This window comes from Dyella sp. 01N448 (genome assembly GCF_056399225.1).
The window spans coordinates 131,671-150,839 of record NZ_JBFTQX010000001.1 but is presented as its reverse complement, the minus strand read 5'-3'; the positions used below and the strand labels follow the sequence as shown (position 1 = coordinate 150,839).

At 63.0% G+C, this 19,169-nt stretch carries 16 protein-coding genes; 10 read left to right on the top strand and 6 right to left on the bottom strand.

The features are described from left to right. Window positions 1-15: 15 nt before the first annotated feature. Entirely contained in the window at window positions 16-714 is a 699-nt protein-coding gene (locus AC1DKY_RS00650; RefSeq protein ID WP_441601824.1) for a glutathione S-transferase N-terminal domain-containing protein, read from the bottom strand. 135 nt (window positions 715-849) lie between these two features. Between AC1DKY_RS00650 and AC1DKY_RS00645 the strand changes: the two genes are divergently transcribed. Then, window positions 850-1,275, top strand: a complete 426-nt coding sequence (locus AC1DKY_RS00645) for a hypothetical protein (protein ID WP_441601823.1) — start codon at window positions 850-852, stop codon at window positions 1,273-1,275. Between the two features lie 59 nt (window positions 1,276-1,334). Beyond that, window positions 1,335-2,216 (top strand): ribokinase, encoded by an 882-nt coding sequence (rbsK, locus tag AC1DKY_RS00640; RefSeq protein ID WP_441601822.1) that lies wholly within the window; start codon window positions 1,335-1,337, stop codon window positions 2,214-2,216. A gap of 107 nt (window positions 2,217-2,323) precedes the next feature. Here the strand turns inward: rbsK and AC1DKY_RS00635 are convergent, their stop codons facing one another. The 5 genes from AC1DKY_RS00635 to rpmH form a co-directional block, all read right to left on the bottom strand. After that, a complete protein-coding gene (locus AC1DKY_RS00635) occupies window positions 2,324-4,903 on the bottom strand; it encodes a DNA translocase FtsK 4TM domain-containing protein (RefSeq protein ID WP_441601821.1) in 2,580 nt (859 codons plus the stop codon). Between the two features lie 119 nt (window positions 4,904-5,022). Beyond that, window positions 5,023-6,363 (bottom strand): tRNA uridine-5-carboxymethylaminomethyl(34) synthesis GTPase MnmE, encoded by a 1,341-nt coding sequence (gene mnmE, locus AC1DKY_RS00630; protein ID WP_441601820.1) that lies wholly within the window; start codon window positions 6,361-6,363, stop codon window positions 5,023-5,025. A gap of 253 nt (window positions 6,364-6,616) precedes the next feature. Continuing rightward, a complete protein-coding gene (yidC, locus tag AC1DKY_RS00625) occupies window positions 6,617-8,305 on the bottom strand; it encodes a membrane protein insertase YidC (RefSeq protein WP_441601819.1) in 1,689 nt (562 codons plus the stop codon). 57 nt (window positions 8,306-8,362) lie between these two features. After that, window positions 8,363-8,761, bottom strand: a complete 399-nt coding sequence (gene rnpA, locus AC1DKY_RS00620; RefSeq protein ID WP_441601818.1) for a ribonuclease P protein component — start codon at window positions 8,759-8,761, stop codon at window positions 8,363-8,365. A 13-nt stretch (window positions 8,762-8,774) separates the two neighbouring features. Continuing rightward, window positions 8,775-8,912 (bottom strand): 50S ribosomal protein L34, encoded by a 138-nt coding sequence (gene rpmH / locus AC1DKY_RS00615; protein ID WP_019464789.1) that lies wholly within the window; start codon window positions 8,910-8,912, stop codon window positions 8,775-8,777. A 211-nt stretch (window positions 8,913-9,123) separates the two neighbouring features. Here rpmH and dnaA point away from each other — a divergent pair, with 211 nt between their 5' ends. The 8 genes from dnaA to AC1DKY_RS00575 all read left to right on the top strand — a co-directional run bounded on the left by dnaA (window position 9,124) and on the right by AC1DKY_RS00575 (window position 19,165). Beyond that, complete coding sequence (gene dnaA / locus AC1DKY_RS00610; RefSeq protein WP_441601817.1) at window positions 9,124-10,470, top strand: chromosomal replication initiator protein DnaA; 1,347 nt, start codon at window positions 9,124-9,126, stop codon at window positions 10,468-10,470. A 251-nt stretch (window positions 10,471-10,721) separates the two neighbouring features. Next, window positions 10,722-11,822, top strand: coding sequence for a DNA polymerase III subunit beta (gene dnaN, locus AC1DKY_RS00605; protein ID WP_441601816.1), 1,101 nt, complete (start codon window positions 10,722-10,724; stop codon window positions 11,820-11,822). A 96-nt stretch (window positions 11,823-11,918) separates the two neighbouring features. After that, entirely contained in the window at window positions 11,919-12,998 is a 1,080-nt protein-coding gene (gene recF / locus AC1DKY_RS00600; RefSeq protein ID WP_441601815.1) for a DNA replication/repair protein RecF, read from the top strand. A 73-nt stretch (window positions 12,999-13,071) separates the two neighbouring features. Continuing rightward, window positions 13,072-15,486 (top strand): DNA topoisomerase (ATP-hydrolyzing) subunit B, encoded by a 2,415-nt coding sequence (gene gyrB, locus AC1DKY_RS00595; protein ID WP_441601814.1) that lies wholly within the window; start codon window positions 13,072-13,074, stop codon window positions 15,484-15,486. Between the two features lie 310 nt (window positions 15,487-15,796). Then, on the top strand, window positions 15,797-17,086 hold the full coding sequence (locus AC1DKY_RS00590; RefSeq protein WP_441601813.1) for a tetratricopeptide repeat protein: 1,290 nt from the start codon (window positions 15,797-15,799) through the stop codon (window positions 17,084-17,086). Window positions 17,087-17,284: 198 nt separating this feature from the next. After that, window positions 17,285-17,944, top strand: a complete 660-nt coding sequence (locus AC1DKY_RS00585; RefSeq protein ID WP_121883796.1) for an energy transducer TonB — start codon at window positions 17,285-17,287, stop codon at window positions 17,942-17,944. A gap of 49 nt (window positions 17,945-17,993) precedes the next feature. Continuing rightward, window positions 17,994-18,740 (top strand): MotA/TolQ/ExbB proton channel family protein, encoded by a 747-nt coding sequence (locus AC1DKY_RS00580; RefSeq protein WP_046972825.1) that lies wholly within the window; start codon window positions 17,994-17,996, stop codon window positions 18,738-18,740. Window positions 18,741-18,751: 11 nt separating this feature from the next. Next, window positions 18,752-19,165 (top strand): ExbD/TolR family protein, encoded by a 414-nt coding sequence (locus AC1DKY_RS00575; RefSeq protein ID WP_046972824.1) that lies wholly within the window; start codon window positions 18,752-18,754, stop codon window positions 19,163-19,165. Window positions 19,166-19,169 lie beyond the last annotated feature (4 nt).

Below are 19,169 nucleotides of genomic sequence, written 5' to 3'. Positions count from 1 at the left end.
TCTTCACACTCGCGGCTAGCTCTTCGCTCCCTGCCCGAACAGCACTTTGCGCGCGTCCTCATCCGTCGTCAGGTCGAACTTGCCCTTGATATCCTCGCCCAACGCATACGCGCGCCGGGTGGCGGGACGCTCGCCGATCGCTACGAACCAAGCCTTCAAGTGCGGGAAATCCTCCAGGCTCATGCCTTGGTTTTCGTGCGGCACGATCCACGGATAGGCCGCCATATCGGCGATGCTGTAGTCGTTGCCGGCGATGAAGCTGCGGCCTTCCAGACGCTTGTTCAGCACGCCGTAGAGGCGACGCGTCTCGTTGACATAGCGGTCGATGGCGTAGGGGATTTTCTCCGGCGCATAGCGGCTGAAGTGATGGTTCTGGCCGAGCATGGGGCCCAGCCCAGCCATCTGCCAGTACAACCACTCCAGCACCGTGTATTTGCCGCGCGGATCGGTCGGCAGGAAGCGGCCAGCCTTCTCGGCGAGGTACTGCAGGATCGCGCCGGACTCGAACACGCTGATCGGCTCACCACCGTCGGCAGGCGCCGTATCCACGATGGCCGGCATGCGGTTGTTCGGCGAAATCGCCAGGAACGCTGGCTGAAACTGCTCGCCCTTGCCGATGTTGACCGGTTTGATGGTGTAGGGGAGGCCGGTTTCTTCGAGGAATAGCGTCACTTTGTGGCCGTTGGGCGTGGGCCAGTAGTACAGCTCGATCATGAGGTTTCCTGGGGGCGGACGATCTGTTGATGTTCGGGGCGCTAGGCTTGGATTCAAGCCGGGACCGGCCGCTGCACCGTCAACCGCTCTTGGGTGCCCGCGTTCCCGCAGAGACGCCCTTAAGGAGTGCCGCCCATGAAACGCCTTCCCGCCATCGCTGCGATTGCTCTTGCCGTCACGCTGTCTGGCCACGCATGGGCCCAGCAGGACGCGCCACCCGCCGCCGGCAGCCAACACATGCACGCCTTCGATGCGCCAACGCAGTTGCAGCGCCTGACCAGGCAATTGCAGCTGACGCCGGATCAGCAGGCCAAGATCGGCCCGCTGCTGGAACAACGCGGCCAACAGCTGCAGGCGATACGCGGCGACACCAGCCTCAAGCCCGCCGACCGCCGCGCCAAGACCATCGCCATCGTGCAGGACAGCGACAGTCAGATTGGTGGCGTGCTGACCCAGGAGCAGCGCGACAAGTGGAAGGCCGTGCGCGAGAAGGCGATGGAGCGCATGCAGGAAAAACGCGGCCAAAACGTGCCCGCGGCGCCGGGCAGCAGCGGCGGCTGATTCCGCCCGCGGCATCCCTTATCCTGCTCCATCTCGCCTAACGCAGTGATGGAGCAGGTATGGCACGCGTCGTCGTGGTCGGCAGCATCAATATGGACCTGGTGACGCTGGCGCCACGCTTTGCCGAACCGGGCGAAACCATTCTTGGCGAACGCTTTCTCACCGTGCATGGCGGCAAGGGCGCCAACCAGGCGGTGGCCGCGGCCCGCCTGGGTGCGGACGTCGCGCTGATCGGAGCCTTGGGCGATGACGCCTTTGGCAACGAACTGCACAACGGCCTCGCGCGCGAGGGCATCTCGCTGGAGCATGTCGAGCGCATCGCCGACTGCGGCAGCGGCACGGCGTCCATCACGGTTGCGCAGGGCGAAAACCACATCGTGGTCGTGCCCGCCGCCAACGCCCGCGTGACGCCGGCGCAGATCGAGCACGCGCATGCCACCTTGGCGTCGGCAGATGCCATCCTCGTGCAGATGGAGATACCGCTCGAATCGGTCGAGGCGACGCTGCGCCTTGGTCAAAAGCTTGGCAAACCAGTCATTCTCAATCCTGCGCCCGCGCAGAAGTTGCCGATGGAGTGGTTGAAGCTCGCTCGCTATCTCACGCCTAACCAGCATGAGCTGGCCATCCTGCTTGGTGCATCCGGTGATGAGGACTTTCGCACGCTCATGCAACGCGCACCCGCGCCCGTCGTGCTTACGCGTGGCAGCGATGGCGCGTGGTACCGCGACGGCGGCGATCCACAGCATCAGGCGGGTTTTAAAGTCGATGTAGTCGACACCACGGGGGCGGGCGATACGTTCAACGCCGCACTGGCCGTCTTCCTGCACGAAGGATTGCCGATCGCGGTGCGCAAGGCGTGTGCGGCGGCGGCGTTGTCGGTGACGCGATTGGGCGCGCAGGGTGGCATGCCGACGCGAGCGGAGCTCAAGGAGTTCCTGTGACAGCGCACCCTCTCTGTGGGAGCGCACCCTGTGCGCGACAGCCACGCTGAGGTGTATCGCTCCGTAGGATTGTCGCGCACAGGGTGCGCTCCCACAGACAGCTCGCGCTAGTCCGAAGGCCCTGGCGCAATCACTTCGCGCTGCCCATTGATACCCATCGACGACACCAATCCTGCCGCTTCCATCGCTTCGACCAAGCGCGCCGCGCGGTTGTAACCGATGCGGAACTGCCGCTGCACGAACGAGATGGACGCACGGCGCGAACGCAGCACGAACGCAGCCGCCTCGTCGTAGAGTGGATCAAGTTCGGCATCGCCGGCTTCCTCGCCGAACAGTTCGCCGGAACCTTCGCTAGGCGGACCGGCAAGGATCTCTTCCTTGTAATCGGGTTCGCCGTAGAGTTTGAGGTGCGCCACGATGCGATGCACTTCCTCATCGGCAACAAAGGCACCGTGGATGCGCTGTGGATAACCCGTGCCCGGCGGCAAGAACAGCATGTCGCCCTGGCCGAGCAGGCTCTCCGCGCCCATCTGATCGAGAATGGTGCGTGAGTCGATCTTCGACGACACCTGGAAGGCCACGCGCGTTGGGATATTCGCCTTGATCAGGCCGGTGATCACGTCCACCGACGGGCGCTGCGTCGCAAGGATCAAATGAATACCGGCGGCGCGCGCTTTCTGCGCAAGGCGTGCAATCAGTTCTTCGATCTTCTTGCCGGCGACCATCATCAGGTCGGCCAGCTCGTCGATCACCACCACGATCATCGGCAAAGTGTCCAGCAACTCGGGCACTTCGGGATGCGCGGGGAACGGGTTCATCAGCGGCCGACCCGCCGCGCGCGCCTCGCGTACTTTCTGATTGAAGCCGGCGAGATTGCGCACGCGCAGATCCGACATCACGCGGTAGCGGTTCTCCATTTCGGCCACGCACCAGGCCAATGCATTGGCGGCGAGCTTCATGTCGGTGACGACCGGCGCGAGCAGATGCGGGATACCCTCATAGACTGAGAGTTCCAACATCTTCGGGTCGATCATGATCATGCGCACGTCGTCAGGCGTGGCCTTGTACAGCATCGACAGGATCATCGCGTTCACCGCGACGGACTTGCCCGAGCCGGTGGTGCCGGCCACCAGCATGTGCGGCGCCTTGGCCAGGTCGGCGACCACCGGTTCACCGGTAATGTCCTTTCCCATCGCCAGTGTCAGCAGCGAATCGGCATCGCGATAGACCGGTGAGTCGAGGATCTCGGACAAGGCGATCATCTGGCGCTGCTCGTTCGGCAACTCCAGGCCCATGCAGGTCTTGCCCGGAATGGTTTCCACCACGCGGATGGACGTCCGTCCGAGACCGCGCGCGAGATCCTTCATCAACGCGACGATCTGATTGCCGCGCACGCCCACGGCCGGCTCCACTTCGAAGCGCGTGATGACAGGACCGGCCGATGCGCCGACGACGGTCACCGGCACTTTGAATTCGCGCAGGCGTTGTTCGATCAGCTCGCCGGTTTCTGCGAGCTGCGCTTCGTCGATGGAGGTCAGCTCCTGGCGTGGCGCCGCGAGCAGGGAGAGCGGCGGCAACATGGCCGTCGAACGGGTTCGCGCTGTTGCAGAGGAAGGCAGCGGCGTGATGTCCGCAGCCGTGATGACGGGTTCATCGTCATTGGCGGCTACACGTCGGCCCGGTGCGATCGGTACAGCCTGCAACGGCAGGGCGACAGCTGCGAGATCGAGATCGGACGAGGTGTCCTCCGGTGCAGCCAAGGTTGCGGCAACGGGCAGCGGTGCTGGATCCAGATCGACCGCCGCAGCCAATGGCACCTCGTCGACGACCGGTTCTGCTTGCGTCGGCAACGGTGCCGGCACGACCGGCTCCATCGGCCGCGGGGCCTGTGCCGCCGCGGCGCCGGCGGCGATCGGTGACGCGGAGGTCTTCGCCAGGCTCGGGCTGGTCGCGATGGATGGCGAGGCACGACCAAACGTTGGACCTGGCGACGCTGCTGCCACGCGACCGTGCTTGGGCGTAAGCCAGGGCTCGCGTATCACTTGCTCTTGCTGTGCCGCGTAGCGGACAGGCGGGACGCGCGACGATGACGCAGCAGGTAGCATTGCTGATGCCGATGAAGGCGTGCTCTTTGCAGCGACGACGGGATCGACGGCCGCTTGAGCAACTCGCTCTGCTGCTGGCGTCGGTCGGCGATGCTTCGCGGATGCACGCTCCACGCGACGCACCGCGCCGGTCGCTCGACGTCGGGTGATCGGCTTGCCACGCCGCGCCGCGATCGCATCCAGTGCACGCTGCAGCAACCTGGCGATCACGTCGACAGCCGCCGACAAACGCTTGAACATCGCCGGCCAGCCCATGCCCAGATACCACGGCAACGCAGCAGCAAGCACCGCCAGCATGGCCAGCGTCGTGAGCCATCCACCGAGCAAGCCGCCGATGCCATGCGACAGCGCGCGACACACCATGCCGCCGGCGTTGGCATCATCGGTGTACTGATCGATCACCAGACCTTCGAGCGTGGCACTGGCCAGCAGCACCAGCAGCGCGCCCAACCCGTAGCGAATCGAACCTTCGCCGCCACCCGACCTGTTGCGCCGTTTCAGCAGAGTCCTGCCGGCGCGCCAGAGCAGGGGGACAAGCCAGAGTGTGGACAGCCCGAAGGCGCCGAAAAAGAATGAGAGCATGCCTGGATTCGAATCGACCGCGTGCAAACTCAGCATGTTAGCGCCATTGCCTAAGGCACGTCAGCAGAGAGTTCGCTAACGTCTTGTCGTTGTTTGGAACTTGGACTCAGACCGGCGTGCTATTTGCCGATGCAGAACGAGCTGAAGATGGCGCCGAGCAGGTCGTCGCTGGTGTAGCTGCCGGTGATTTCTCCCAGTGCCTGCTGCGCTTGGCGCAGTTCCTCGGCCGCCAGTTCGCCCGCGCGAGTAACCCGCAGCACCTGCTCGGCCTGATCCAGGTGCAGGGCGATTTCCTCAAGCGCCAACACATGGCGACGGCGCGCACTAAACGCGCCTTCGCCACTGCCCGAGCCGGCAAGTTGCTTCAAATGGTCGCGCAAGGCATCGAGGCCGGCACCGGTTTTCGCGGAGGCCCACACCCAGATGGCTTCTGGCCGCACGTCGTAACGCGGCGTGCCGCTGGCGAGGTCGATCTTGTTGATGAACACGATGCGTTCGACGCTCGCCGGCAGATCGGCGAGCAGGGCAAGGTCGTGTTCGGCGTGCGCGATGTCGGTGACGAGCAGGGCGACGTCGGCGCGAGCGAGCTCGCCATGGGCACGGCGTACGCCTTCGCGTTCCACCGGATCGTCGGTGTCGCGCAGACCCGCCGTGTCGGCCAATTCGAGCGCGACGCCGTCGAGGTTGAGTTGCTCGCGCAATACATCGCGGGTGGTGCCGGCGATATCGGTAACGATGGCGCGGTCGCTGCCGGCCAGCGCATTGAGCAGGCTGGATTTGCCGGCGTTGGGACGTCCGATGATGGCGACGCGCAAGCCGTCATTGAGCCGCACGCCGCGCTGCGCTTCACGCAACAGGGCATCGAGTTCCGCGCGCAGCGCCTGCAGCTGACCCATGATGCTGGGGTCAGCGAGAAAATCAATTTCCTCTTCGGGAAAATCAATCGCCGCTTCGATATGCACACGCAGTGCGATCAGCGACTGCAGCAAGTCGTGCACTTTGCGCGAGAACACACCCTCCATCGAGCGCAGCGCCGCGCGCGCACCAGCCTGCGAACGCGCCGCGATCAAATCGGCCACCGCTTCCGCCTGCGCCAGATCGAGCTTGCCGTTGAGAAACGCGCGTTCGGTGAATTCGCCCGGACGCGCCAAACGCGCGCCGATGCTGCAGACGCGACGTAGCAGTGCGTCGAGCAGCACGGGACTGCCATGGCCTTGCAGTTCCAGCACGTGTTCGCCGGTGTAGGAAGCCGGCGCGGGAAAGTAGAGCAGCAGGCCGCGATCGATCAATTCGCCGTCGCGTTCGCGGAAAGCTGTGAAGTGCGCGCGGCGGGGATCGGGGTCGCGTCCGAACAATTCCGCGGCGATGCCGGGCACCGCCGGTCCCGACACACGCAACACACCGACACCGGCGGCGCCGGGTGCGCTGGCAATGGCGGCAATAGTGTCGGTGTGATTCATGGCGGGAATTATGCGGTTTGCGAGGAGCAATGCGATAACGATATGGCCGCCCCTCATCGTCATCCCGGCGCAGGCCGGGATCCAGTGGCGAGAGCAATGGGTCTTCGCGACAGCGCATAAAGCAGCATCACTGTCGCGAAGACCGCGCATCGCCGCCACTGGATCCCGGCCTGCGCCGGGATGACGAGCCATAGGTTTGCTGCGCAAAAAAGGGCCGCTGACGCGGCCCTTTTCTCCAAACCTATGAGTGTGATCAGGCCGTCGCCTTGGCCTTCTCGTCCGCGCGATCGACGCTGCGCGTGATCAGCCACTGCTGGGTCAGGCTGGTCAGACCGTTGACCACCCAGTACAGCACCAGGCCGGCCGGGAAGAACAGGAACATGAAGCCGAACACCACCGGCATCACCTTCATCATCTTCTGCTGCGCCGGGTCCATGCCCGCCGCCGCTGGGGTGAGCCACTGCGTGGCCAGCATCACCAGGATGTAGATCACCGGCAGCACGAAGAACGGATCGGGCGCGGAAAGGTCGTGCACCCAGCCGAAGAACGGCGCATGGCGCAGCTCCACGCTTTCCATCAGCACGCGATACAGACCGAAGAACACCGGCATGGTGATCAGGATCGGCAGGCAGCCCGACATCGGGTTGACCTTCTCCTTCTTGTACAGCTCCATCATGGCCTGCTGCATCTTCATCTTGTCGTCGCCGTAACGCTCCTTCAGAGCGTTGACGCGCGGCTGCAGCTTGCGCATGCGGGCGCCGGAGCGGAACTGCGCGGCCGTGAGCTTCCACAGCGCACCCTTCAGCAGCAGCACCAGCAGGATGATCGCCACGCCCCAGTTGCCGGCGATGGTGTGCAGCTGCGACAGGAGCCAGTGCAGCGGCTGCGCGACCACGGTCAGCCAACCGTAGTTGGTGGTGAGATCCAGACCCGGAGCGACCTGGTCAAGCGTGCCCTGCAGCTTCGGACCGATATACAGGCGCGATGCACTGGTGGCGCTCTGGCCCGGCGCCACGCTGATGGACGGACCCACCGCGCGGATCAGATAGACCGGCTGCGCCGTATCGCCATTGATCACGCTGGTGCTGTACGTGCTGGCGTCCTGCGCCTGCGGAATCCAGGCCACGAAGAAGTAATGCTGCAGCATCGATGCCCAGCCGCCGGTGATGGCGTGGTTCAACGGCTTCTTGGCGAAGTCCGCGAACGACAGCGTGGTCATCTTGTCGTCGGGGCTATACCAGGCGGCGCCATAGAAGCTGTGCGACGAAGGATCGGTGAAGTTCTGCAGCCAGCTCTTCTGCTGCGTCGGCGCCACGCGCTGCAGCTGCTCATAGGTATTGCCGGCCCATGCCGCGCTGCCGCCGTTCTCGATCTTCTGGTCGACGGTGACGACATAGCTGCCGCGCTTGAGCGCGAAGGTCTTGGTGACCTTGAGGCCGGCGGCGTTCTGCCAGGTCAGGTCGACTTTGAGATCGTCCTGACCCTGGGTGAGGGTGTAGCTGGTCTGCGCGGCCGAGAACACGGCGCGATGATCGGGCGCGTCGCCCTGGTTGCTGACGATGCCGCTCTGCGCGACAAAGTACTGCGAGCGGTCGTCATCGAGCAGGCGCGCCGGCGCCGGATCGGGATCCTTGCGGGTACGCGGCACCGACGGGTAGGTCAGCAGCTCCGAACGGACCACGCTGCCGCCACGGGTATCGATGGTCAGGCGCAGCACGTCGGTGCTCACCGTGATCAGCTGGGCGGACGCCTCGCTGACCGTGCCGGGTACCGCAGCAGCCGGAGCCGTGGATGCACTGGCGCCCGGCACGCTGCTGTCGGTGCTGCTGGTGGCAGCGGCGGCAGCGGGCGGTTGCGGGCCGTAATCCTTCTCCCAGGCCTGGAACAAGAGATAGGCGACAGCCAGCAGGGCAAAGATGAGGAACGTACGCGTTTGATTCATCGCGGAGCAGATCCGGTGCATCCGCGACACGCGTGTCGCGGAAAGGAATGGAGAAGGTCAACGCACGATTGTGCCGGTCGGGCCGTCCGGCTTCAATGTGGCCTCGACCTTGGCGGAACGCAGTTTCTTCCACAGCTGCTGCAATTCGGCGAGCAGCTCCGGACCGGGCAGGCCACACGCCTGCTCGCGTGCCATCACCATGAGGTCGACGGAGGGAAGCTCAAGACGGGCGCGCCGGAAAGATTCGCGTATCAGGCGCTTGATGCGGTTGCGATCGACCGCACGCTTGGACACGCGTTTGGATATGGCCAGGCCCAGCCGCGGGTGGCCGAGGTCATTGACCCGATAGCGCACAGAAAAACAGCGGCCGCCGAAGCGGCCGCTGGTATGTCGCAAAGCTGCAAAATCACCGGCGCTACGTAACCGCGCTTCACGCGGCAGGCCGGCGGCACGCATGCTGGCGAGCCGCTTACGGGATCAGGCGCTTGCGACCCTTCGCGCGACGTGCGTTCAGGATCTTGCGGCCATCGGCCGTTGCCATACGAGCACGGAAGCCGTGGGTGCGGGCACGCTTGAGCTTGCTGGGCTGGAAGGTCCGCTTGGACATGGCTTCCTCCGGTTAAGTTGGTAAAAAGGTTGGAAATTATGAAGAGGAAGTTGGGCGCTTGTCAAATAGGGGTATGTTCGGGGTTGACAAAAGGCTGTTTACTTCCTGTGGATATCCATGTGGATATCCCGCCATGAAGGAGCTCTCGTGCTGCTAGAATCGCCGGTCCACCCCGCGCGAAAGCGCTCCTTCCAGTGGTTGAATACTTCCCATGAGTGACCTGTGGCGGCGCTGTCTCGAGCGCCTCGAGGGCGAATTGAACGCCGAAGACCTGCACACCTGGCTGATGCCATTGCAGGCGCGCGACGACACCCATGGCTTGCAGCTGTTTGCGCCGAACCCCTACACGCTCGATACGGTGCGCGAGCGCTATCTGGCGCGCATTGAAACGGTGATCAGCCAGCTGACCGGGCACGATCTCACGGTACGCCTGGAAGTGGGCTCCAACTCCCCGCGCGCTACGGCGAGCGGCAAGGTGGCCGCTCCCGCGCCGGCCAAGGTCGCCCCCACGGTGATCGAAGCACCGGCGCCAACCTTCAACCACAACCTGGATCCGCACTACACCTTCGAAACCTTCGTCGAAGGCAAGTCGAACCAGCTGGGCAAGGCCGCCGCCATGCAGGTGGCCATGAACCCGGGCCGCGCCTACAACCCGTTGCTGCTGTACGGCGGCACCGGCCTAGGTAAAACGCACTTGATGCACGCCTCCGGCAACCTGATGCGCGAACGCAACCCTGATTTCAAGGTGCTGTACCTGCGCTCGGAGCAGTTTGTCGGTTCGATGATCGAAGCGCTGCGCACCAAGAGCATGGACGAGTTCAAGCGTCGCTTCCGTTCGGTCGACGCGCTGCTGATCGACGATATCCAGTTCTTCGCCGGCAAGGACACCACGCAGGAAGAGTTTTTCCACACCTTCAACGCGTTGTTCGAATCCAAGCAGCAGATCATCCTGACCTGCGACCGCTATCCGAAAGAGGTGGACAAGCTCGAGCCGCGGCTGAAGTCGCGCCTGGGCTGGGGCCTGTCGGTGGCGATCGAGCCGCCGGACTTCGAGACGCGCGCGGCGATCCTGCTGTCCAAGGCGCAGGACAAGGGCGTGGCGGTGAGCGAGAACGTCGCGATGCTGCTGGCCAAGCGCATCCGCTCCAATGTGCGCGACCTGGAAGGTGCGCTCAACACGCTGGCAGCGCGCGCCAACTTCTACGGCAAGCCGATCACCATCGATTTTGCGGAAGAAACCCTGCGCGACCTGCTCGCCACCCACGCGCAAGCGGTGACGGTGCCGAACATCCAGAAGATCGTGGCCGACTACTACCAGGTGCGCTTGCAGGATCTGTTGTCCAAGCGACGCGTGCGTTCGCTGGCTCGTCCGCGCCAGATCGCCATGGCCTTGTCCAAGGAGCTCACCGAGCACAGCCTGCCGGAGATCGGCGAGGCGTTCGGTGGCCGCGACCATACGACGGTGCTGCATGCCTGCCGCACGATCAAGAAGCATTGCGAGACCGACACACGCATGCGGCAGGATTGGGAACAGCTGATCCGTATCCTCACCGGCTGAGCGAGCAGGGCGGCTGTGCACTGAACGCTTGAAAAGTACTGTGGCAAGCTGTGGATAATAGGTGGATGGATTGGACCGAAAAGTTATCCACATTTGGCCCACAATCATCAGGCCTCTGGGAACACAGTGTCAAAGTTCGGCAAAGTATTGATTGTTAAGGATAATTTCTCAGTTTTGAGTTATCCACGGCCCCTACTACCACTACAGAACTTCTTTTAAAAACAGAAAAGCAGGATTGGGGAAGCGCATACATGCAATTCAGCATTCAACGAGAAGCTCTGCTCAAGCCGTTGCAGCAGGTCGTCGGCGTGGTCGAACGCCGCCAAACGCTGCCGGTTCTAGCCAACCTGCTGGTGAAAGTCGCCGACGGTAAAGTGTCGCTGACGGGTACGGATCTGGAAGTGGAGATGATCGCCACTACGACCGCTGACAAGCTGGTCGACGGTGAGATCACCATTCCAGCGCGCAAGCTGTTCGACATCGTGCGTGCATTGCCTGATGGCGCGCAGATCGAGCTGAAGCTCAATGGCGATCGCGTCGCCATGAATGCTGGACGCAGCCGTTTCACGCTCGCCACGCTGCCAGCCACCGAATTCCCGACCATCGATGAAATAGAGCTGGTTGAGCGAGTAGCGCTGCCGGAAGAAGTGCTGCGCGATCTCATGGAACGCACCGCGTTCGCCATGGCCAACCAGGACGTGCGCTACTACTTGAACGGCATGCTGCTGGATCTGCAGGAGCACACGCTGCGCTGCGTAGCCACCGACGGCCATCGCCTCGCGCTCAAGGAAACCAAGCTGGAAAGCAAGGTTTCCACGCGTCGCCAGATCATCATTCCCCGCAAGGGCGTGAACGAGTTGGTCGGTTTGTTCGAAACCGGCGACGGCCAGGTTGAGCTGGAATTCGGCCGCAACCACCTGCGCGTTCGTCGTGGCGATGTGGTGTTCACCTCCAAGCTCATCGACGGTCGTTTTCCGGACTACGAGGCAGTCATTCCGCTCGGTGCCGACAAGCACGCGACGCTCGATCGCGAAGTGCTGCGCGGGGCGCTCCAGCGTGCGGCGATTCTTTCCAACGAGAAGTACCGCGGCGTGAAGCTGGAACTGTCGCCGGGCAAGCTGCGCATCGTGGCTCACAACCCGGAGCAGGAAGAGGCCGTGGAAGAGCTGGAAGCCGATACGCCAGTCTCCGATCTGGCCGTGGGCTTCAACGTGGGCTATTTGCTCGATGCCTTGGCTGCCTTGCGCGGTGAGCGTGCTCGCCTGAGCCTGCGTGACGCGCAGTCGAGCTGCCTGGTGCAGGAAGACGATAGCGACCAGGCTCGCCACGTGATCATGCCGCTGCGACTCTGATGTCGATTTACCGTTTGCCTGATCACGGCAAGCTAGTCACGAACGCCGGGGCCGTCGAAAGACGCTCCGGCGTTCTTGCTTGGGAAGTTTGCTGATATGTGGCTGGAGAGCCTGCGCATTCGCGGTTTGCGTTGCCTCGCGGACGTCGTCATCCCCCTGGAACCCGGTGTGACCGTCTTTGCTGGGGCCAATGGCGCCGGCAAGACGAGCATTTTGGAGGCAGCGTTCCTGCTGTCGCACGCCCGGTCGTTCCGATCCGGCGCAAAAGACGCCTTGCTCCAACGCGGTGCAGAGTCCTTGTCCGTGTTCACCGAGCTTCGGCACGCCGATGGTCGAGGGCGTCGCCTGGGTTTGGGCCGACAAGGCGTTCGCTGGGAAGCGCGGATGGACGGTGAGGTGGTCAGCCTCAGCGAGTTGGTAGGGGAGTGCGCCGTAGTTTGTTTCGAACCGGGCTCGCATGCCTTGATCGCTGGCGGGGCCGAAGAACGCCGCCGCTATCTCGATTGGGGTGTGTTCCACGTGGAACACGAGTTCATGTTGGCCTGGCGACGTTACCAACGCGCTCTCAAGCAGCGCAATGCACTGTTGAGGGCTTCCAGCCCTGCGCCCGAGACACTGTTTTTGCCATGGGAGGCTGAATTGGACGCCACAGCGGCCGTTATCGATCGCCTTAGAGAACTGTATTTGGCGGCACTGCGCCCCCATATCGAAGGGGCGATGGCTGGCTTGCTGCCCGAGTTGGGCCGGGTGGAGATGAAATATCGGCGGGGCTGGTCCGAAGAAGCCTCGTTGGGCGAGTTGCTCGCCAGCCAGCGCGGCAGGGACCTGGCTCGGGGCCACACGACCATGGGTTCACATCGCGCGGACTGGTCGATCGTCTTTGAGCACGCCCCCCAGCGGGAGCATCTGTCTCGAGGGCAAGAGAAGCTGACGGCACTGGGTTGCTCTCTCGCCCAGGCCGCCCTCTATGCGGAGCGTCGGGGCGAGTGGCCGGTTGTCTGTCTGGATGATTTGGCCTCGGAACTCGATAGAGCCCATCAGGCGGCCGTGGTGGACCAACTGCGGTCGGTAGGCGCCCAGGTACTGGTCACGGGAACGGAGGTTCCTGAAGCCCTCCAGCAAGGTCCCACGCAAGTGTTCCACGTGGAACAGGGTCGTCTCGGCCCCCTGCTATAATCACCGATTGTGTCCCAGCCCGGCCTCTAGGCGCCGTCCGGGCGGGAGAAGGCGCCCAGGAAACGGTCGACGAATGAACGCATCCTACGATTCGAGCAACATCAAAGTTTTGAAAGGTCTGGAAGCGGTGCGCAAGCGCCCCGGTATGTACATCGGCGATACCGATGACGGCACCGGCCTGCACCACATGGTGTTCGAAGTCGTCGACAACTCGATCGACGAAGCCCTTGCTGGCTACTGCGACCATGTGACCGTCACGATCCTCGATGATGGCTCGGTCAGCGTTACCGACAACGGCCGCGGCATTCCGGTCGATACCCATCCGGAAGAGGGCCGGTCCACCGCGGAAGTGGTGATGACCGTGCTTCACGCGGGCGGCAAGTTCGACGCCAATTCCTACAAGGTTTCCGGCGGCCTGCACGGTGTGGGCGTGTCCGTGGTGAACGCGCTCAGCTCGCACCTGTGGCTGACCATCTACCGCGAAGGCAAGGAATATCAGCAGGAATACGCCCACGGCGAGCCGCTGTACCCGATCAAGCCGGTCGGCGAATCCACCAAGCGCGGCACCACCGTGCGCTTCCTGCCCAGCACCGGCACGTTTACCAACGTCGAGTTCCACTACGACATCCTGGCCAAACGCCTGCGCGAGCTGGCCTTCCTCAATTCAGGCGTCACCATCGACCTGAAGGATGAGCGCGGGGAGGGGCGTAGCGACCGCTTTGCCTACGAAGGCGGCATCCGCTCCTTCGTGCAGCACCTGGCCCAGCTCAAGACTGCATTGCATCCCAACGTGATCAGCCTGAGCGCGCAGCAGGACGGCATCTCGGTCGAGCTGGCGATGCAGTGGACCGATGCGTACCAGGAAACGATGTATTGCTTCACCAACAACATCCCGCAGCGCGACGGCGGCACCCACCTCACGGGCTTCCGTGCGGCACTGACGCGTTCGTTGCAGAGCTACATCGAAAAGGAAGGTCTGGCCAAGAACGCCAAGGTCACGCTCTCAGGCGATGACATGCGCGAAGGCATGATCGCCGTGCTTTCGGTGAAGGTGCCCGATCCGAAGTTCTCCTCGCAGACCAAGGACAAGCTGGTTTCCTCCGAGGTGAAGACCGCGGTGGAGCAGGCCGTCAACGAAAAGCTGGGCGAATTCCTGCTGGAGCACCCGAGCGAAGCCAAAGCCATTGCCTCCAAGGTGGTCGACGCCGCCCGCGCTCGCGAGGCAGCCCGCAAGGCGCGCGAGATGACCCGCCGCAAGGGCGCGCTGGATATCGCCGGCCTGCCGGGCAAGCTGGCGGACTGTCAGGAAAAGGATCCGGCGCTGTGCGAACTGTTCCTGGTCGAGGGTGATTCCGCAGGCGGTTCGGCCAAGCAGGGCCGCAATCGCAAGACCCAGGCCGTGCTGCCGTTGAAGGGCAAGATCCTCAACGTGGAAAAGGCCCGCTTCGACAAGATGCTGGCCTCCGCCGAAGTCGGCACGCTGATCACCGCGCTGGGCACGGGCATCGGCAAGGAGGAGTACAACCCGGACAAGCTGCGCTACCACCGCATCGTCATCATGACCGACGCGGACGTGGACGGCTCGCACATCCGTACTCTGTTGCTTACGTTCTTCTACCGTCAGATGCCCGAGCTGATCGAGCGCGGCCACATCTACATCGGCCTGCCGCCGCTCTACAAGATCAAGCAGGGCAAGCAGGAGCTCTACCTCAAGGACGATGCCGCGCTCAACGCTTACCTGGTTTCCAGCGCTCTCGACGGCGCCGAATTCCAGTACTCGGGCGTCGCGCCGGCGATCTCCGGCGAAGCGCTCGAGAAGTTGCTGCGCGACTACCAGGCCGCACTCGACCAGATTCAACGACTGGGCCACCGCTTCGACGCCACGGTGCTTACCGCGATGCTCGAGCACACGCCGATCGAAGCGGCCCTGTGGAGCGACGCGGCGGCGATGCAGGGCTGGCTGGCCGGCGTGCAATTGCGCCTGGCCGCGAGCGGGCTGGGCAAGCCGCGTTACCGCCTGGCGTTGCGTCCGGCCGTCGACGAGCAGCCCGCGGCGATCGAAGTAGTGCGCGACCAGCACGGCCTCTCGCATACCTGGTTGCTGCAGCAGCCGTTCTTCAGTGGCGCGGAATTCCGCCCGATCCTGCAGGCCAGCCAGCAACTCGCCGGCCTGGTGCAGGCGGACGCGGTGGTGCGCCGGGGCAATGGTTCGCGCGGCGTGCTGAGCTTTGCCGACGCGCGCCACTGGCTGCTGGAAGAGGGCAAGAAGGGCCGCATGATCCAGCGCTTCAAGGGCCTGGGTGAAATGAATCCGGAGCAGCTGTGGGAAACCACGGTGAACCCGGAAACCCGCCGCATGCTGCAGGTGGGCATCGAGGACGCGTTTGCGGCCGACCAGATGTTCTCCATGCTGATGGGCGAGGCGGTGGAACCGCGTCGCGACTTCATCGAAGCCAATGCACTGAAGGTCGCCAACCTCGACGTGTGACGACCGGGCCGCGCGGATGCGAGCACCACTCGCTTCCGCGCGGCCTTCTTTTTGCCTGCGTGTATTAACGCATTAGCACGTTAACTAAAGTCCGGAAAAGGGCTGCCGATAGCGTGTTTCCAGGCCGAAAAGTCACGGATGGCATGGTGCTGGGGCATGAAAATCAGGTCCCGTCGCTGGCGTATGGCCCAACTTATTGATTTTTAACATTCTTTGTTGCCGCGGTGCGACTTGTTATCTGCCGCCGAGTCAGGTTACGCTCAGCGATCCCCCGCGTCCTAGGCGCGTGAAACCTACATTGAGGACTGCCATGAAGCGTGTTCCCCTGATCAAGATGCTCGCTGGTTCGGCGCTGGCCCTGGCCGTGGTGAGCACCCCGGTCATCGCGAGCGACAGCTCTTCCAAGGACAAGAAGGAAGCGCTGTACCCCAACGCCACGCGCAAGGAACCGAAGCTGGACCTGACCAGCGAGAAAGACCAGAAGGCGATCAACGAAGGTCTCGACGCGGTCAACAACCAGGACAAGGACAAGGCGATCCAGATCCTTCAGCCGATCGCCGACGGCAGCAAGAGCAAGTATGCGCAAGCGCTGGCCCTGCAGGGTCTGGCGAACGTGCACTACAACGACGGCGACGTGAAGGGCGCGATCGATCTGCTCAAGCGCGCACTCGACAACGGCACCATGCCGAACGACACCTACTTCCAGCTCGAGTACATGCTTGCCCAGTTCTACCTGGCCAGCGAGCAGTACCAGCTGAGCATCGACACGGTCGACAAGTGGCGTGCCGAAGGCAAGAAGGAAACCGCCGAGTCGTACGCACTCCAGGGCAACGCCTACTACCGTCTCGAGAAGTTCCCGGAAGCGATTGCCGCCATCAAGAAGGCGCAGTCGATGACGGACAAGCCGAACGACAGCTGGAACCAGATCCTGATGGCCAGCTACTCGGAATCCGGCCAGGGCGACCAGGCCGCTCAGGTGGCGCAGCAGCAGCTGTCAGCCAACCCGAATGATCCGAATGCATTGAACAACGCTGTGGCCGTGCTGATGCAGGCGCAGAAGTATCCGGAAGCGATTTCGCTGATGGAGAAAGCGCGCGCCAGCGGTCAGCTCAAGACCGAGAAGGACTACATCAATCTTGCCAAGCTCTACCTGGTTTCGGGCCAGCAGAGCGGCGACCAGAAGGAACCGGCCACCAAGGCGGTTGCCGTCCTTCAGGAAGGCCTGAGCAAGGGCGTGGTCACTTCCACTGCAGAGAACTACACGCTGCTTGGTACGGCGTCTTACATGGCCGACAACACGTCGGGCGCGTTGGCGGCATACCAGAAGGCGATCCCGATGGCGAAGGACGGCGAGGCGAACATCCGCGCTGGCCAGCTGCTTATTCAGGAGAGCAAGTTCAGCGAGGCGAAGAGCCTCATCCAACAGGGCATCGACAAGGGCGTGCAGCACAAGGGCACGGCGTATATGTTGCTGGCCGAAGCGTGTCGTGGTCTGAAGGACAAGCCGGGCACGATCGCAGCCATGGAGAAGGCCGCACAGGATCCCGAAACCTCCGCCAAAGCAAAGGCTTGGCTGAAGGCACAGGGCGCGAGTAAGTAAGGCAGAACGTGTAACAAGTGCGAGGCAGATGGACGTCCATTTGTCTGCCTCACAAGTGCTATACATTTGCCATGTGCTGTTGTACCGTTGAAACCCTTCCGTGTTCCCGTCCAGTGGCAAACGTCATCCGTTTGGATCGATTTGCCGCAGGAAACCGTGACCACGTCTTACCGATTGATTAGCTCCAGATAGTGACAGATGGCCTCAAGTAACGAAGCAACCGGCCAAGGGCCGTTCAATTGGAGGCGTACCTGGGCGCTGGCCGTAGCCATTGCGCTGCATGCGTTCGCGTTCCTGTTGCTGGTGGCGCCCATGGCACCGCCGAAGCAGGTACAGAAAGAAAAAGAACGCACGGTCCAGGTTAACTTTATCGAGCCTCCTCCGCCGCCACCGCCACCGCCGCCGCCGCCGCCGGAGCCGCCGAAGCAGCCGCCGCCGAAGATTATTCAGCAGGTCAAGCCGCCGCCGACACCGCCGCCGCCGGCTCCGCCGCCGGCTGTGGAAGAAAGGTCCAATAATGCTGTTGCTGCGGCTCCGCCGGCACCGCCTGCTCCTCCGGCACCGCCTGCAGATATCACAGCCAGTCAGGACATCAGCTATAACAGCCGTATTCAGCCCAAGTATCCGCCGCAGGCAATTCGCCAGCGTCACGAGGGCACGGTCACGCTGATGATCTTGGTGGACGTGGACGGCACACCTAAGGACATCAAGGTGGAAGCGTCCAGCGGGTATCGCGAGCTGGATCAGGCCGCGATTGAAACGGCACGCAAGTGGCGCTTCAATCCGAACATAAGGAACGGGCAAAAGACGGAAGGTTATGTCCGCGTCCCGGTCAATTTCAATCTCAATCAGCTGTAACTTCGGTTACGGTCAATCAGTTCACGCTTGACTTTCCAAGGGTAGCGTTATGTTCCTGCAAACTTCTCCGGCCCCCGCGGGCGGTACCACCAACGCCGAAGCCATGAAGTCGATGGGCTTCGATCACCTTATCCACAACTTTGATCCGCTTGGCTGGATCGTGTTCGTGGTGCTGGTGGTGATGTCCTTCTCTTCCTGGTACTTCATTGTCGCCAACGCCATCCGCAACTCCATGGTTCGCGGCCGCGCTGACAAAGTCATCAACGGCTTCTGGGCCAATGGCTCCACCCAGGACGCCATTCGCGAACTCGAAGCCCAGCCCAAGGGCGAACCGTTCTCGAAGATCGCTCTCGACGCAGCTTCGGCCGTCGCTCACCATCAGCAGGCTTCGGCCGGCGGTGGTCGCCTCGCCGAGTCGCTGAGCCGCTCCGAGTTCATCGATCGCGCCCTGCGTCAGGCTGTTGCTCGCGAGAGCCTGCGCCTGGAAGGCGGCCTGACCCTGCTCGCCACGGTCGGTTCGTCGGCACCGTTCATCGGTCTGCTTGGTACCGTGTGGGGCATCTACCACGCGCTGATCAAGATCTCCGCGTCGGGCAACGCTTCGATGGAAGCCGTGGCCGGTCCGGTGGGTGAAGCTCTGATCATGACCGCCTTCGGTCTGTTCACCGCTATCCCGGCCGTGCTCGCCTACAACTTCTTCAACCGCTCCAACCGTCTGACGTACGCTCAGTTCGACGAGTTTGCGCATGACCTGCACGACTTCTTCGCCACCGGCGCTCGCGTCGAAGGCAAGTGAGGATCTGACCCATGGCAATGAGTACCGGAGGCGATTCCGGCGGCCCGATGTCGGAGATCAACGTTACGCCGCTCGTCGACGTAATGCTGGTGCTGCTGATCATCTTCATGATCACCGCGCCGCTGATGTCCCATCGAATCACCGTCGAGCTGCCGACTGCCAATCCGAAGGTTCCGGATACTGAGCAGGTGACGCCGATGGACTTGGCCGTGAAGCCTGATGGCACGCTGTACCTCGATGACGTCGAAGTCACCGAGGCGGAACTGAAAGCACAGTTTGCGGTGAAGGCGACGCTGACGCCGCAGCCTGAGCTTCAGATCCGAGCGGACAAGACCACGCAATACAAGATCGTCAAGAAGGTCCTCGCTGACGCCAAGGAATCCGGCATGGTGCACGTCGGCTTCATGACGACCGGCAAGGAGTAAGGGT

Bases quoted from the DNA above. Each gene is read 5' to 3' on its own strand.
- gyrB (WP_441601814.1), top strand. From the start codon at position 13,072: ATGAACGCATCCTACGATTCGAGCAACATCAAAGTTTTGAAAGGTCTG.
- AC1DKY_RS00590 (WP_441601813.1), top strand. From the start codon at position 15,797: ATGAAGCGTGTTCCCCTGATCAAGATGCTCGCTGGTTCGGCGCTGGCC.
- recF (WP_441601815.1), top strand. From the start codon at position 11,919: ATGTGGCTGGAGAGCCTGCGCATTCGCGGTTTGCGTTGCCTCGCGGAC.
- dnaN (WP_441601816.1), top strand. From the start codon at position 10,722: ATGCAATTCAGCATTCAACGAGAAGCTCTGCTCAAGCCGTTGCAGCAG.
- rnpA (WP_441601818.1), bottom strand. From the start codon at position 8,761: ATGCGTGCCGCCGGCCTGCCGCGTGAAGCGCGGTTACGTAGCGCCGGT.
- AC1DKY_RS00650 (WP_441601824.1), bottom strand. From the start codon at position 714: ATGATCGAGCTGTACTACTGGCCCACGCCCAACGGCCACAAAGTGACG.
- dnaA (WP_441601817.1), top strand. From the start codon at position 9,124: ATGAGTGACCTGTGGCGGCGCTGTCTCGAGCGCCTCGAGGGCGAATTG.
- AC1DKY_RS00585 (WP_121883796.1), top strand. From the start codon at position 17,285: ATGGCCTCAAGTAACGAAGCAACCGGCCAAGGGCCGTTCAATTGGAGG.
- yidC (WP_441601819.1), bottom strand. From the start codon at position 8,305: ATGAATCAAACGCGTACGTTCCTCATCTTTGCCCTGCTGGCTGTCGCC.
- AC1DKY_RS00635 (WP_441601821.1), bottom strand. From the start codon at position 4,903: ATGCTCTCATTCTTTTTCGGCGCCTTCGGGCTGTCCACACTCTGGCTT.
- rpmH (WP_019464789.1), bottom strand. From the start codon at position 8,912: ATGTCCAAGCGGACCTTCCAGCCCAGCAAGCTCAAGCGTGCCCGCACC.
- AC1DKY_RS00645 (WP_441601823.1), top strand. From the start codon at position 850: ATGAAACGCCTTCCCGCCATCGCTGCGATTGCTCTTGCCGTCACGCTG.
- AC1DKY_RS00575 (WP_046972824.1), top strand. From the start codon at position 18,752: ATGGCAATGAGTACCGGAGGCGATTCCGGCGGCCCGATGTCGGAGATC.
- mnmE (WP_441601820.1), bottom strand. From the start codon at position 6,363: ATGAATCACACCGACACTATTGCCGCCATTGCCAGCGCACCCGGCGCC.
- rbsK (WP_441601822.1), top strand. From the start codon at position 1,335: ATGGCACGCGTCGTCGTGGTCGGCAGCATCAATATGGACCTGGTGACG.
- AC1DKY_RS00580 (WP_046972825.1), top strand. From the start codon at position 17,994: ATGTTCCTGCAAACTTCTCCGGCCCCCGCGGGCGGTACCACCAACGCC.